The organism is Allobosea robiniae (assembly GCF_900102525.1).
Taxonomy (GTDB): domain Bacteria; phylum Pseudomonadota; class Alphaproteobacteria; order Rhizobiales; family Beijerinckiaceae; genus Allobosea; species Allobosea robiniae.
This window is the reverse complement of sequence record NZ_FNBZ01000005.1, coordinates 356684-370228: the sequence shown is the minus strand read 5'-3', so window position 1 is coordinate 370228 and position 13545 is coordinate 356684. Positions and strand designations below refer to the sequence as shown.

Annotated in this window: 14 protein-coding genes; 2 read left to right on the top strand and 12 right to left on the bottom strand. The window is 67.9% G+C overall.

Features of this window, described 5'->3' with window-relative positions; all coding sequences use genetic code 11:
* Positions 1-4: 4 nt before the first annotated feature.
* From BLQ70_RS16160 to BLQ70_RS16140, 5 genes are all read right to left on the bottom strand, one after another.
* On the bottom strand, positions 5-991 hold the full coding sequence (locus BLQ70_RS16160) for a branched-chain amino acid ABC transporter permease (protein WP_091858548.1): 987 nt from the start codon (positions 989-991) through the stop codon (positions 5-7).
* A gap of 20 nt (positions 992-1011) precedes the next feature.
* The gene (locus tag BLQ70_RS16155) at positions 1012-1899 is read right to left on the bottom strand and encodes a branched-chain amino acid ABC transporter permease (RefSeq protein ID WP_091858546.1); all 888 of its coding nucleotides are present in this window, start codon (positions 1897-1899) and stop codon (positions 1012-1014) included.
* 172 nt (positions 1900-2071) lie between these two features.
* A complete protein-coding gene (locus BLQ70_RS16150; RefSeq protein ID WP_091858543.1) occupies positions 2072-3277 on the bottom strand; it encodes an ABC transporter substrate-binding protein in 1206 nt (401 codons plus the stop codon).
* A 76-nt stretch (positions 3278-3353) separates the two neighbouring features.
* Entirely contained in the window at positions 3354-4094 is a 741-nt protein-coding gene (locus tag BLQ70_RS16145) for an ABC transporter ATP-binding protein (protein WP_061968873.1), read from the bottom strand.
* Positions 4081-4851 (bottom strand): ABC transporter ATP-binding protein, encoded by a 771-nt coding sequence (locus tag BLQ70_RS16140; RefSeq protein WP_061968871.1) that lies wholly within the window; start codon positions 4849-4851, stop codon positions 4081-4083. The genes BLQ70_RS16145 and BLQ70_RS16140 overlap by 14 nt, the downstream gene beginning before the upstream one ends.
* A gap of 397 nt (positions 4852-5248) precedes the next feature.
* Here BLQ70_RS16140 and BLQ70_RS16135 point away from each other — a divergent pair, with 397 nt between their 5' ends.
* A complete protein-coding gene (locus BLQ70_RS16135; RefSeq protein ID WP_162260116.1) occupies positions 5249-6895 on the top strand; it encodes a caspase family protein in 1647 nt (548 codons plus the stop codon).
* Positions 6896-6975: 80 nt separating this feature from the next.
* Here the strand turns inward: BLQ70_RS16135 and bluB are convergent, their stop codons facing one another.
* Genes bluB through cbiE form a run of 5 tightly spaced genes read right to left on the bottom strand, consistent with a single transcriptional unit; the run spans position 6976 to position 11309 of the window.
* Positions 6976-7587 carry a 5,6-dimethylbenzimidazole synthase gene (bluB, locus tag BLQ70_RS16130; RefSeq protein ID WP_091858540.1) on the bottom strand — a complete coding sequence of 204 codons (612 nt, stop codon included), beginning with the start codon at positions 7585-7587 and terminating at the stop codon, positions 6976-6978.
* Positions 7584-8912, bottom strand: coding sequence for a cobyrinic acid a,c-diamide synthase CobB (locus BLQ70_RS16125; RefSeq protein ID WP_091858537.1), 1329 nt, complete (start codon positions 8910-8912; stop codon positions 7584-7586). The genes bluB and BLQ70_RS16125 overlap by 4 nt, the downstream gene beginning before the upstream one ends.
* Positions 8909-9673: a precorrin-4 C(11)-methyltransferase gene (gene cobM, locus BLQ70_RS16120; protein WP_091858534.1), complete on the bottom strand. Its 765-nt coding sequence runs from the start codon at positions 9671-9673 to the stop codon at positions 8909-8911. Before cobM ends, BLQ70_RS16125 begins: the two co-directional genes overlap by 4 nt.
* The gene (locus BLQ70_RS16115) at positions 9670-10062 is read right to left on the bottom strand and encodes a cobalamin biosynthesis protein (RefSeq protein ID WP_170843438.1); all 393 of its coding nucleotides are present in this window, start codon (positions 10060-10062) and stop codon (positions 9670-9672) included. The genes cobM and BLQ70_RS16115 overlap by 4 nt, the downstream gene beginning before the upstream one ends.
* Positions 10059-11309 (bottom strand): precorrin-6y C5,15-methyltransferase (decarboxylating) subunit CbiE, encoded by a 1251-nt coding sequence (gene cbiE, locus BLQ70_RS16110; protein ID WP_091858531.1) that lies wholly within the window; start codon positions 11307-11309, stop codon positions 10059-10061. The genes BLQ70_RS16115 and cbiE overlap by 4 nt, the downstream gene beginning before the upstream one ends.
* Here cbiE and BLQ70_RS16105 point away from each other — a divergent pair.
* Positions 11308-12072 carry a cobalt-precorrin-6A reductase gene (locus BLQ70_RS16105; protein WP_061968860.1) on the top strand — a complete coding sequence of 255 codons (765 nt, stop codon included), beginning with the start codon at positions 11308-11310 and terminating at the stop codon, positions 12070-12072. The two genes, cbiE and BLQ70_RS16105, sit on opposite strands and share 2 nt — an antisense overlap.
* Here BLQ70_RS16105 and cobJ read toward each other — a convergent pair.
* Positions 12015-12806 (bottom strand): precorrin-3B C(17)-methyltransferase, encoded by a 792-nt coding sequence (gene cobJ, locus BLQ70_RS16100; protein ID WP_091858528.1) that lies wholly within the window; start codon positions 12804-12806, stop codon positions 12015-12017. The genes BLQ70_RS16105 and cobJ overlap by 58 nt on opposite strands.
* Positions 12803-13543, bottom strand: a complete 741-nt coding sequence (locus tag BLQ70_RS16095) for a precorrin-2 C(20)-methyltransferase (RefSeq protein WP_091858525.1) — start codon at positions 13541-13543, stop codon at positions 12803-12805. Before BLQ70_RS16095 ends, cobJ begins: the two co-directional genes overlap by 4 nt.
* Between the last annotated feature and the right edge of the window lie 2 nt (positions 13544-13545).

Below are 13545 nucleotides of genomic sequence, written 5' to 3'. Positions count from 1 at the left end.
CCTCTCAGAGCGGCTTCCTGATCGCCTTCGAGATCACCCCGACGATGCCCTCGCGGAAGAGCAGGACGCAGAGGACGAAGATCACGCCCTGTACGACGGTGACCCAGGCGCCGAGCGTGGCGAGGTAGTTCTGCATGGCGACGATGACGATGGCGCCGACGATCGGCCCGAACACGGTGCCGAGCCCGCCGACCAGCGTCATCAGCACGACCTCGCCGGACATCGTCCAGTAGACGTCGGTGAGGGAGGCGAGTTGGAAGACGATCGCCTTGGTCGCGCCGGCGAGGCCTGCGAGCGTCGCCGAGAGCACGAAGACCATCAGCTTGTACTGGCTGGCGCGATAGCCGAGCGAGATGGCGCGGGGCTCGTTGTCGCGGATCGCCTTGCAGACCTGGCCGAAGGGCGAGTGGATGACACGGTAGATCAGCAGGAGCCCGCCCATGAAGATCGCCGCGACGAGCCAGTAGAGCACACGGTCGTCGGCGAGGTCGATCAGGCCGAGGAGCTTGCCGCGCGGCACGGCCTGGATGCCGTCCTCGCCGCCGGTGAAGCCCGGTGTCTGCAGCGAGAAGAAGAACACCATCTGCGCCAGCGCCAGCGTGATCATGGCGAAGTAGATGCCCTGGCGCCGGATTGCGAGCGCGCCGAAGACGAGGCCGAGAGCCGCGCCGACCGCGGTGCCGAGCAGGATCGCGAGCTCGGGCGTCAGGCCCCAGTTCTTGGCGGTGTAGGCGCTGACATAGCTCGCCATGCCGAAATAGGCGGCGTGGCCGAAGGAGAGCAGCCCGCCATAGCCAAGCAGAAGGTTGAAGGCGAGCGCGAACAGCGCGAAGCACAAAACCTTCATCACGAAGACGGGATAGGCGACGAAGGGCGCGATCACGAGCGCGACGGCGATGGCGATGAACAGGTTGCGGTGCAGGCGCGCTGCGCCGTCATCGGTCTCGGTGACGATGGCGGCGGGGGCGTCGGTCGAGGCAAGGTCGGTCATGTCTTGAGTCCTTGCTTGTGTCAGGCCGGGCGGCCGAACAGGCCGGCGGGCTTCACCAGGAGCACCAGCACCATGATGACGAAGATCACGGTCGCGGCCCCTTCCGGGTAGAACACCTTGGTCAGGCCCTCGACCAGACCGAGCGAGAAGCCGGTGACGATGGCGCCCATGATCGAGCCCATGCCGCCGATCACGACGACCGCGAAGACGACGATGATCAGGTCGCCGCCCATATTGGGATTGACCGAGTAGATCGGTGCGGCGAGCACGCCGGCGAAGGCGGCGAGAGCGACGCCGAAGCCATAGGTCAGCGTCACCAAGAGCGGCACGTTGATGCCGAAGGCCTGGGTCAGGGTCGGGTTCTCGGTCGCGGCGCGCAGATAGGCGCCGAGCCTGGTCTTCTCGATCAGGAACCAGGTCGAAAGGCAGACCACGAGCGAGGCGACGATCACCCAGGCGCGGTAGTTCGGCAGGAACATGAAGCCGAGATTCTTGCCGCCGGCGAGCTGCGGCGGGATGGCGTAGGGCAGGCCGGACGAGCCGTACTGGTTGCGGAACAGCCCCTGGATGATCAGCGCCAGGCCGAAGGTCAGGAGCAGGCCGTAGAGATGGTCGAGATGGGCGATCCGCTTGAGCAGCAGCCGCTCGACCGCGATGCCAGTCGCGCCGACGATGATCGGCGCCAGCAGCAGCGCCGCCCAGTAGTTGAGGCCGAGATAGTTCAGGCACATCCAGGCGACGAAGGCGCCCATCATGTACTGCGCGCCATGCGTGAAGTTGATGATGTTGAGCAACCCGAAGATCACCGCCAGCCCGAGGCTGAGGATGGCGTAGAACGAGCCGTTGATCAGCCCGAGAAGGACCTGACCGAACAGCGCCTGCGGCGGAACGCCTAGAAGCTCGAACATGCGGAACTCAGATCAATGTGTGGGGCGGGCTCTCGAACCTCTTCGTCATCCCGGCCAAGCGAAGCGCAGAGCCGGGATCCATCGTAGAGTTCCGGAGCTCTCCGATGGATCCCGGGTCGACCTGCGGTCGCCCGGGATGACGGCGGAGGGCTTCTGAGCGGCGTTCAGCCGCTCACTTCTTGACGAGCGGGCACTCGCTTTCCGAGAGCGGCCGGAACGCCTGGTCGGCCGGCAGCACCGCGACCTGCTTGTAGTAGTCCCACGGGCCCTTCGACTCGGAGGGCTTCTTCACCTCGAAGAGATACATGTCATGCATCTTGCGGCCGTCGGCCCGCACCGAGCCCTTGCCGAAGAGCGGGTCGTCGGTCGGCAGTTCCTTCATCTTGGCGACGACGGCGGCGGCATCCTTGCTCTTCGCCGCCTCGACCGCCTTGAGATAGTGCAGCATGCCGGAATAGACGCCGGCCTGGACCATGGTGGGGCGCTTGCCGCCATTCAGCTTGGAGAAGCGATCGGACCAGGCGCGCGTGCCTTCGTTCGTGTCCCAATAGAACGATTCGGTCAGGACAAGGCCCTGCGCCGCCTGGAGCCCGAGGGAATGCACGTCGGTCAGGAACACGAGCAGGCCCGCGAGCTTCTGCCCGCCCGCGACGATGCCGAACTCGCCCGCCTGCTTGATCGAGTTGATCGTGTCGCCGCCGGCATTCGCCAGGCCGATGACCTTGGCCTTCGAAGCCTGCGCCTGCAGCAGGAAGGAGGAGAAGTCGGTGCCGGGGAACGGGGTGCGCACCGCGCCGAGCACCTTGCCGCCCGCCTTGGTGACGACGGCGGCGGTGTCGCGTTCCAGCGCATGGCCGAAGGCATAATCGGCGGTGAGGAAGAACCAGGTGTCGCCGCCGGCCTTGACCATGGCGCCGCCGGTGCCCTGGGCTAGAGCGTAGGTGTCGTAGGTCCAGTGGATGGTGTTGGCGTTGCAGGCCTTTCCGGTGAGGTCGGAGGTGGCCGCGCCGGAGTTGATGTGGACCTTGTTCTTCTCCTTGGTGATCTGGCTCACCGCCAGCGCGACCGAGGAGGTCGGCACGTCGAGGATCAGGTCGACGCCGTCCTGGTCGTACCACTGCCGGGCGATGGTCGAGCCGACATCCGGCTTGTTCTGGTGGTCGGCCGAGACGATCTCGACCTTGATGCCCTTGTCGGCGGCCTTGAAGTCCTCCACCGCCATGCGCGCGGCGATGACCGAGCCTTCGCCGGAAAGGTCGGCATAGAGGCCGGAACGGTCGTTCAGCACGCCGGCCTTGACCGAGATCTGCTGGGCGAGGGCGGGGCTCGCCATCACCGCCGCGAGCGCGCTCGCGGCCAGAAACATCTTCAGCTTCATTGTCGTTCTCCCTCGTTTGGTTGCCGGCGTTTCGCCGATTTTTTTGACCTCCGGTCCGGGTCTGTCGCCCGGGCCGTCAGACGCCGAGATATCTGTGCAGCTTGTCGATATTGGCGTCGAGTTCGGCATTGGGGATCATGTCGATGACCTTGCCCTGCTCGACGATGTAGTGCCGGTCCGCGACGGTCTGGGCGAAGCGGAAATTCTGCTCGACCAGGATGATGGTGAAGCCGTCCTGCTTCAGTTTCGCGATGGTGCGGCCGATCTGCTCGATGATGACGGGGGCGAGGCCCTCGGTCGGCTCGTCCAACAGGAGCAGATGCGCGCCGGTGCGCAGGATGCGCCCGATCGCCAGCATCTGCTGCTCGCCGCCGGAGAGCTTGGTGCCCTGGCTCTTCAGCCGTTCCTTGATGTTGGGGAAGAGCGTGAAGATCGCCTCCAGCGAGAGCCCGCCCGGCCGGACCTGCGGCGGCAGCATCAGGTTCTCCTCGACCGAGAGCGAGGAATAGATGCCGCGTTCCTCCGGCACGAAGCCGATGCCGAGCCTTGCGATCGCGCGCGAGGGCAGCGCGATCGTCTCGGTGCCCTCCAGCACGACCGAGCCCTTGCGCTTGCCGATCACGCCCATGATCGACTTCAGCGTCGTGGTCTTGCCGGCGCCGTTGCGGCCGAGCAGGGTCACCACCTCGCCGGGCGCCACGTCGAAATCGATGCCGTGCAGGACATGGCTCTCGCCATACCAGGCCTCGAGCCCGCTCACCCTCAGCAGCGGGGCGGTGCCGGTCGCGGGCGTCTTCAGTGCCTCAGTGGTGGCCATGGCCGCCTCCCGAGCCGATATAGGCCTCGATCACGCGCGGATCCTTCGAGACGGTGGCGTAGTCGCCCTCCGCCAGCACCTGTCCGCGCGCCAGCACGGTAATCCGGTCCGAGAGCGAGGCGACGACCGAGAGATTGTGCTCGACCATCAGGATGGTGCGGTTCTTCGAGATCTTGCGGATCAGCGCCGCGATGCGCTCGACATCCTCGCGGCCCATCCCGGCCATCGGCTCGTCGAGCAGCAGCATCTCCGGCTCGAGCGCCAGCGTCGTCGCGATCTCGAGCGCGCGCTTGCGGCCATAGGAGAGCTCGCCCGCCGTGAGGCCGAGAAATGGCGTGAGGCCGACAGCTTCGATCAGGCTCCTCGCCTCGGCGTCGAGTTCGCTCAGCACCCGCTCCGAGCGCCAGAAATCGAAGGAATCGCCGCGCTTGCGCCGCTGCAGGGCGATGCGGACATTGGTCAGCACCGAGAGCTGCGGGAACACCGCCGAGATCTGGAACGAGCGGACGAGGCCGAGCCGGGCGATCTCCGCCGGCTTTTCGCGCGAGATGTCGCGGCCGTTATAGACGATCGAGCCCCGTGTCGGCGCGAGGAACTTGGTCAGCAGGTTGAAGCAAGTCGTCTTGCCGGCGCCATTCGGGCCGATCAGAGCGTGGATAGACCCCCGGCGCACGCTGAGGTCGACGCTGTTCACAGCTGTAAAGCCGGCAAATTCTTTAGTAAGACCTGAAGTCGAAAGAATAGTGTCTTCAGCCATGCCGGTTGTCAGCCCTCATCAGCTTTATCTTTCTTGTTTATGCGGTTCCCCTTGCATGTCATGCTGCACCGCGCTCCGGGCATAAGTCAACGCTCGCTGACGTCAAAGCGGTCTGGGCAGATGCGCTCTCATCCCTTCGTCTTATGCCACGGGTCTCATGCAATCGGAGGATGTCGCGGTCTTCGGGGCGGCGCGATGCTGGCGGCCGGGCGCACGCTGCGAAACAGATTTGAACCCGCAGCGCGGTTCGCGCGACGAAGAGAGGTTCCGGTTTACCATCGGAGCGTGTTGCGGTAAAAACGGCGGCTGGCTTTCGTCCATATTACTGCGTTTTTTATTCGTGCGCTGCGCCGACCGTTGCGGGCGGGCAGCCGATTGCCGAATTGGGGAGGTTGTCGTGAGCTTCGCGTCTCTGGTTCCGGGGTTCCGTGCCCGAATGGCCGTTGCCTTTGCGCTGGTGCTCTCAGCGGTGGCGCTGGCCTCGCCTGCTTCCGCGGCCGTGCCCGAGCGGCGGGTCGCGCTCGTCATCGGCAACAGCGCCTATACGGCGGTGCCGCCGCTCGCCAATCCGCAGCGCGATGCCAAGGGCATCTCGGCTGCGCTGAAGCGTCTCGGCTTCGACGTGGTCGAAGGCTACGATCTCAAGATGGACGCGATGACGGGCATCGTGCGCGAATTCGCGCAGAAGCTCGACGGCGCCAAGGCCGGCCTCGTCTATTATGCCGGTCACGGCATCGCCGTCGGCGACGACAACTATCTCATCCCGGTCGACGCCTCGCTGCGTTCGGAAGCCGATCTCGATTTCCGCGCGGTCAATGTCCAGCTCATCCTGCGCCAGATGCAGCGCGACGAGCGCGTCAACATCGTCATCCTCGACGCCTGCCGCGACAATCCCTTCGCGGCCCAGCTCGCCGCGAAGTCGCGCGCCGTCACCCGCGGCCTGACCGCGATCGAGACGCAGTCGGCTTCGGGCATCCTGATCGCCTTCGCGACCGATCCGCGCGCCACGGCGATGGACGGCGAGCGGGATGGCAACAGCCCCTTCACCAGCGCGCTGCTCAAGCACATCGAGACGCCCGAGGTGTCGATCACCACGGTGATGGACCGCGTGCGGGCCGATGTCTGGGAAACCACCAACAAGAAGCAGAAGCCCTGGACCAATTCCTCGATCATCGGCGAGTTCAAGATGAACCCGACGCTGAAGCTCGCCGCGGTCGATCCGGGCGTGGCCGCGACCAAGACCATCGACGCCGCCGTGCCCATGCCGGCGATGCCGGCCGCCCCGTCGCTCGATCGCGCCCAGATCGACATCAAGACCTGGGAAGTCGCCGAGCGCGGCAATTCCGCTGCCGACTATCGCGCCTATCTCGACGCCTTCCCGTCGGGGCAGTTCGCGACCTTCGCCCGCAACCGCCTCGCCAGCCTGGAGACGGCTAAGCCGGCGGCCGGTTTCCTGGCGACGCCGCCCGGCGTCACCGAGGAGGCGCTGAAGCAGGAGATCGGCACGGCGCAGACCGAAACCGCGATGAAGCTCGGGGCCAAGGATCGGCGCGAGGTGCAGACCCGCCTGCGCGTCAGCGGCTTCCAGCCGGGCAAGGCGGCGGCCAATTTCGGCCCGGCACACCGCAAGGCGATCCAGGCCTGGCAGAAGTCGCGCAGCATTCCGGAGACCGGCTTCCTGACCGCGATGCAGGTGAGTGCGCTCCGCGCCCAGAGCGAGACGGCCTATCAGGCAGTGCTCGCCGAGGAGAAGGCTGCGGCTGAGAAAAAGCGCAAGACGGCGAGCGATGGCCAGCCGAACGGCAAGTCGACGCGCAGCGTCACCTATGACGGCGACGAGATGTACCGGCGTGATATCGCCCGCGAGCGTGGCGAAACCTATCAGGGCTCGACTACTCCGCGCCGCGGGACGACCAGCACCGGTTATCAGGGCCGTGTCCGGACGCGTGACGGCGATACGGGCGACAGTGCCGGGGCGGCGGCCTTCGGTTCCATCCTCGGCGGCGCGCTTGGCGGGGTGATCGGCGGCGGCTTCCGCCGCTGACGCACCGCCTCCCGCTTCCACCATCCGGAAGGCCGGCCCCTCGGGCCGGCCTTTCGTTTTGGGGCGTCATGTGACGACGCTCAGCTGCGTTCCCAGCCGGCCCTGACCAGTTCGGGCTCGTCGCATTCCTCCTCCGGCCAGCCGACGCAGAGATAGGCGACGAGCTTCCACTCCGGCGCGGTATCGAGCGCTTTGCCGATCTCGCCGGGGTCGAGGATCGAGACCCAGCCAACGCCGAGCCCGTGGATACGTGCCGACAGCCAGAACTGCGTGATCGCCGCGACCACCGAATAATCGAGCATCTCCGGCATGGTGGCCCGGCCGAGGCCATGGCCGCGCTCGGTGCCGTGATCGCAGAACACGGCGAACTGGACGGGTGCTTCCCGCAATCCCTCCAGCTTCAGGCGAGCATAGAGCGCTGCGCGTTCGCCTTCATAGGAGGCGAGCGCATCCGCATTGCAGCGGCTGAAGCTCTCCTGCACGGCCGCGCGTTGTGCTGGCTCCGCGACGGAAAGCCAGCGCCAGGGCTGTGCATGTCCGACGGAAGGAGAAAGCCGTGTCTGGGCAAGCAGCATGTCGATCAGTTCGAGCGGAACCGGATCGCGCGTGAACCGCCGGACATCGCGCCGCCAGCGCAGCAGGTCCTCGAACTGCCGGGCAAAGGCCGCATCGAAGACCGGTGCCTGGCTCACGCCGATTCAGCCGTGGCGATGGCGTGGAAGAACGAGCCGGTCACCAGCCCGCGCCGGCTTCCGGCCGGGGCCGGCGCTGAACCATGCGAGTCGGTCACCACCGCAAAAGGCAGATCCTCGCCTTGCGCGGCGATGCTCGCATAATGGAATTCATGGCCGGTCAGCGCCGCGCCCGCCGGTCCGAGCGGGCCGTCTGCTTCCAGGACCGCCCGGCGATAGCCGAGATTCATCTTCCGCTTCGCGAAGGAGGTCTCGACCGAAAGCAGGCCGGCCATCTGGTGCGCGATACCGTCGGCATCGGTCAGGCTGCGGCCGAGAACCATGTAGCCGCCGCACTCGCCATGCACCGGCCGGGTCCTGGCGAAGTCGCGCAAACCAGAGAGGAAACGGTTCGCCGCCGCGATCGTGCCGGCATGCAGTTCGGGATAGCCTCCCGGCAGCCAGCAGGCGTCGCAATCCTCAGGTGGCGCCTCGCCCCTGAGCGGCGAGAACGGCACGAGTTCCGCGCCCGCTGCGCGCCAGCCCGCCTCGACATGCGGATAGACGAAGGAAAAGGCGGCATCGCGGGCAATCGCGATCCGCCGTCCGGGCACGGGCAGGGGCGGGGACCCGCCGTCGCGCGTTACCGGAAGCATGGTGGCACCAGAAGCTGCCATGACCGCATCGAGATCGACCGCGTTCGAGACAGCCTCTGCCAGCGCATCGAGCCTTGCATGCAGATCGGCGGTCTCGCCGGCCTGAACCAGCCCGAGATGGCGCTCCGGCAGGATCAGGCTCGCCTCTCGTGGCAAGGCGCCCAGCACGGGCAGGCCGATGCGCTCCATGCCCTGTCGCACCAGACGTTCATGCCGGGCGCTCGCGACCTTGTTCAGGATCACGCCGGCGACGCGGATGCGGGGGTCGTAGAGCTTGCAGCCGAGCGCGACCGCCGCGACCGACTGCGCCGCCCCGGACACATCGACGACAAGCACGACTGGCCAGCCGGTCAGGGCTGCGATATCGGCGCTCGCACCGGTATGACCTTCCGGCCCCGGCACCGCGTCGAACAGCCCCATCGAGCCCTCGGCGATGACGATATCCGCGGCATCAGCCGCTTCACCTGCAATCCGGCCAAGCAGGCCGTCCGTCATGGCATAGCTGTCGAGATTGGCGCTGGGCGCGCCCGTCGCGGCGGCATGGAAGGCCGGGTCGATGTAATCCGGCCCGCATTTCAGTCCGCGTACGGTAAGGCCCCGCCGCGCCAGCGCGCGCTGCAACCCGAGCGTGATCGTGGTCTTGCCGGAGCCGGAGCGCGGCGCGGCGATGAGCAACCCGCGCGTGCTCATTGCCCGCCTCGCGGCCGGAAACGGCGGTCGTAATCGATCGAATAGAGCGCGCTCTCGCCAAAATCATCGGCCGCCAGCGCCGGCCCGGCGAGGATCAGCGCGGTACGCTCGAGCGCGCTCGCACGAACCTTCCCGGCGATATCGGTGAGCCTGCCTTGCAGCACGGTCTCATCCGGCCACGTCGCGCGGAACACCACGGCGACCGGGCAATCGGCACCGTAGAACGGCGTCAATTCCGCCACGACCTGTTCGATCACATGAATCGAGAGGTGGATCGCCAGCGTCGCGCCCGAAGCGGCGAAGGTTGCGAGCTTCTCCTTGTCCGGCATGGCCGAGGCGCGGCCGGAGGTGCGCGTCAGCACCAGCGATTGCGCGACGCCGGGCAAGGTGAGCTCGCGCTTCAACACGGCGGCGGCGGCGGCGAAGGCCGGTACGCCCGGCGTCACCGTATAGGGAATGCCTGATCGGTCGAGCCGGCGCATCTGTTCGCCGCAGGCGCTCCAGATCGAGAGATCGCCGGAATGCAGCCGCGCCACGTCCTGCCCGGCGTGATGCGCGGTCTCCATCTCGGCGATGATCGCATCGAGATCGAGCGGGGCGGTATCGACGATGCGTGCGCCCGCCGGGCACCAGTCGAGCATCGCCTTGGGGATCAGCGACCCCGCATAGAGGCAGACGGACGAGGCGGCGATTAGGTCGCGTCCGCGCAGCGTGATGAGATCGGGCGCGCCGGGGCCGGCGCCGATGAAATGGATGGTCATGCGAGGCTTCTGGCGAGTGCGCAGGTGACGCGCGCGGTTGCGATGCGCGGCTGCACCAGTTCGCCACCCGGCCCGGCTGCGGCCAGCGCTGCCGCCTCGGCCACCGAGCCGACGCCGTAGAGCGAGGCGATCCGGGTCGAGCGTGTCGCGCAGGCGGCCTCGAAACCTTTCAGCGCCTCGTCGGGGATGGCGACGAGCTCGGCCGCGCGCTCATGGGCGGCGGCGACCATGCCGGCCTCCGCGACGCGGCTCGCGAGCGTGGCGAAGCGCGGGGTCTGCGTGCCGGCAAGCCCGGCGCTCGCCAGGGCCTGGTCGAGACAGGCGAGGATATCCGCGGCCTGCGTGCCGGGCCGGATGCCGATGCCGGCAATGAGGCGGCCGGCGCTCAAGGCTTCTCGACCCGCCACTGCGTTACCGGCATCGCCGGGCGCCAGCCATGCTTGCCGCCGAGAGGCGCGAGCCGGTCGATCGAGATGCGGCGTAAGGAACCGCCGTGCTCGGCATGGAGCGCAGCGAGCTTGGCTTCCCCCTCGATCGTCACGACATTGGCGACGAGCCGCCCGCCCGGCTTCAGCGCCGCCCAGGCGGCGTCGAACAGGCCTTCCTCGGTCAGGCCGCCGCCGATGAACACGGCATCCGGCGCCTCGCGCCCGACGAAGCCGGCCGGCGCCTCGCCGGTGACCTCGACGGAAAGCCCGCCCAGCTCCAGCTTGTTGCGCTTGATCCGCTCGGCCCGCTCCGGCTTCGCCTCGAAAGCGATCGCCCGGTTGCGCAGGTGGCGCTGGCACCATTCGACGGAGATCGAGCCCGAACCGGCGCCGACGTCCCAGAGCAATTCGCCGCCGCGTGGGGCGAGTGCCGAGATTGTGATCGCGCGGATTTCCGACTTGGTGATCTGCCCGTCATGGGCGAACCACTCTTCGTCGAGACCGGGAGCGAGCGGCAGGATGCGGGAATCGTGGGTGGCCACAACCTCGACCGCAATCAGGTTGAGCGGCACGATATCGTCGAGCGCGAAGGCGTCGGCGCGGCACTCACGGATCCGCTCCTGCGGCCCGCCGAGCGATTCCATCACCGTGATGCGGCTCGCACCCATGCCGCGCGCGGTCAAGAGTTCGGCGACGGAGCGCGGCGTCGTCTCGTCCCAGGACAGGGCGAGGATGCGCGCCTCCGGCTGCAGATGCGGCACGATCCGGTAGAGCGTGCGGCCATGCAGCGAGACCAGCGCGCATTCCTCCTGCGGCCAGCGCATCCGCGTGCAGGCCATCGAGAAGGAGGAGAGCTGCGGGATGATCCGCATCTCCTCAGGCGGAATCGCGCGGCTGATGCTGTTGCCGATGCCGTAATGGAACGGGTCGCTGGTCGCGAGAACGCAGACCTTGCGGCCGCGCTCCCTGAGGATCTGCGGCAGCGCGTTGCGGAAAGGCTGCGGCCAGGGGCGCAGCTCGCCCGGAACGGAGCCGACCAGCGCGATATGCCGCTCGCCGCCGAAGACGATCTCGGCCTCGCTCAGCGCGGCAAGCGCCTCGCGGCAAAGGCCGACGGCCCCGTCCTCGCCGAGACCGATCAGCACGAGCCAGGGCGCGGGCGTCTCTCTGCTCGACAGAACATCCGATTCACGCAAAACTGGCGACATGACCGTCCTCATCCTTGGCGGAACGAGCGAAGCTGCTGCGCTTGACCAGCACCTGGCTGATCAGGCTCCCGATATCCGTGCCATTATCTCGCTGGCGGGCCACACCGTCGACCCCCGCCCGACCAATCTGCCGGTTCGCACCGGCGGTTTCGGCGGCGTCGAGGGCCTGAGGCGCTATCTCGTCGACGAGGGTATCGTCGCCGTCGTCGACGCAACCCATCCCTTCGCCGCGATCATGCCTTTCCATGCCGAGCATGCCTGCAAGGCGGAAGGCGTGCCGCTGCTCGCCATCCGGCGCGAATCCTGGAAGCCGCGCGCCGGGGATCGCTGGAAATCCGTGCCCGACATCGAGGCCGCCGCGCAGGCGCTGGGCGACGAGCCCCGGCGCGTCTTCCTCACGGTCGGCCGGCTGGAATTGCCCGCTTTCGCCGACGCTCCGCAGCATCGCTATCTCGTCCGCGCCATCGAGCCGATCGGCGACCGGCTGCCGGTGCCGCATGTCGACGTCATCCAGCAGCGCGGCCCCTTCGACGCCGATGACGAGGAGGATCTGATGCGCCGCGAGGGCGTCGAGATCCTGGTCAGCAAGAATTCGGGCGGGCCGGCGACGGTCGGCAAGCTCGTGGCGGCGCGCCGGCTCTCCCTGCCGGTAGTGATGGTGGAGCGCCCGCCCAAGCCCGATGTCGAGGCCGTCGACCATATCGATCAGGTCCTGCCCTGGCTGGTGGCGCAAGGGCTCTTCGCCACCGAACGCGGCGTGTAGACGTAAGGCGCGGCGCCCTCGCGGGCGATCAGCCGCGTGCTCGACGCGCCGATCATCACCAGCGTCGCCATGTCGGCCGTGCTCGCGGCTGCAACCGCTTCCGCCAGCGTCAGGATGCGCAGGTTTTCGTCGGGTCGCCCGACTGCTCGGGCGAACAGCACGGGCGTCGCCGCGTCGCGCTGTTGCGCTGCCAGTTCCAAAGCCTTGCCGAGCTGCCAGGGCCGCGCCTTCGAAATCGGGTTGTAGAGGCAGATCACCAGATCGGCGGCGAGCACCGCTTCGAGGCGTGCCGTCACCACCTCCCAGGGCTTGAGATTGTCCGAGAGCGAGATCGCGCAGAAATCCCCGCCGAGGGGCGCGCCGGCTCGCGCTGCCGCCGCCAGCATCGCGGTGATGCCGGGCTCGACCGTGATCGGCAGCGCACGCCATTCCGCCGGTCCGGCCTCCAGCGCCTCGAACACCGCCGCCGCCATCGCGAAAACCCCGGGATCGCCGCCCGAAACCACCGCGACCGTCCGGCCTTCCGCCGCCAGTTGCAGCGCATGCGAGGCGCGCTCAACCTCGACGCGGTTGTCGGAGGCGTGCTTGGTCAATCCAGCCCGCTGGGGCACTCGGTCGACATAGGGTCCGTAGCCGACGATATCGGTCGCGGCATCGAGTGCGGCCTGCGCGGCAGGCGTGATCCAGTCCGGTGTGCCCGGCCCGAGCCCGACGATGGTGAGCGAGCCTGTCACAGGCGCCGCCCTTCGCCGGGCACCAGCACCATCGCGAAATAGGGCGCCTCGTCGTCGGTCTTGTCGGCAAGCCGCGCCACGACCTGCCGCGCCATCGTCGCGCGCTCGACATAGATTGCCCGGCCTTCCAGCCCGGCAGCGACAAGCGCGCGGCGGACCTTCGGCAGGTTGCGGCCGAGCTTCATGATCACGGCGGCGTCGGTATCGGCGAGGCGCCGCGTCAGCTCCGCCTCCGGCAAAGTGCCCGGCAGCACGGTCATCACGTCGTCGCCCCAGGTGATCGGCGCGCCGGCCTCGCCCCAGGCGCCGGTCATGCCGGTGACGCCGGGCACCACCTCGGTCGGGAAGCGCTGCGAGAGCCGCCGCCACAGGTGCATGAAGGAGCCGTAGAAGAAGGGGTCGCCGTCGCAGAGCACGGCGAGCGTTCGCCCGGCCTGCATCTCGACGGCGAGCCGCTCGGCGGCCTCTTCGTAGAAAGCCGCGATCGGCCCGTCATAATCCGGCTCGCCGACGCTGGCTTCGATCGTTACGGGAAAAGCGAGTTCGATCTCGCGGGCCGGATCGGGCGCGATGATCGCATCGGCAGTACTGCGGGCGTTGCCACGTCGGCCGCGCTTGCAGAAATGCACGAGACGGTCGGCGGTGGTGATGATCTCGTGTGCCCTGACCGTCATCAGGTCCGGCGCGCCGGGCCCGAGCCCGACGCCGTAGAGCAGGGTCCTGTTCGTCCCGCTCATCG

Coding starts and splice junctions, on each gene's coding strand:
- BLQ70_RS16160 (WP_091858548.1), bottom strand. CDS start 991: ATGACCGACCTTGCCTCGACCGACGCCCCCGCCGCCATCGTCACCGAG.
- BLQ70_RS16155 (WP_091858546.1), bottom strand. CDS start 1,899: ATGTTCGAGCTTCTAGGCGTTCCGCCGCAGGCGCTGTTCGGTCAGGTC.
- BLQ70_RS16150 (WP_091858543.1), bottom strand. CDS start 3,277: ATGAAGCTGAAGATGTTTCTGGCCGCGAGCGCGCTCGCGGCGGTGATG.
- BLQ70_RS16145 (WP_061968873.1), bottom strand. CDS start 4,094: ATGGCCACCACTGAGGCACTGAAGACGCCCGCGACCGGCACCGCCCCG.
- BLQ70_RS16140 (WP_061968871.1), bottom strand. CDS start 4,851: ATGGCTGAAGACACTATTCTTTCGACTTCAGGTCTTACTAAAGAATTT.
- BLQ70_RS16125 (WP_091858537.1), bottom strand. CDS start 8,912: ATGAGCACGCGCGGGTTGCTCATCGCCGCGCCGCGCTCCGGCTCCGGC.
- cobM (WP_091858534.1), bottom strand. CDS start 9,673: ATGACCATCCATTTCATCGGCGCCGGCCCCGGCGCGCCCGATCTCATC.
- BLQ70_RS16105 (WP_061968860.1), top strand. CDS start 11,308: ATGACCGTCCTCATCCTTGGCGGAACGAGCGAAGCTGCTGCGCTTGAC.
- cbiE (WP_091858531.1), bottom strand. CDS start 11,309: ATGTCGCCAGTTTTGCGTGAATCGGATGTTCTGTCGAGCAGAGAGACG.
- BLQ70_RS16095 (WP_091858525.1), bottom strand. CDS start 13,543: ATGAGCGGGACGAACAGGACCCTGCTCTACGGCGTCGGGCTCGGGCCC.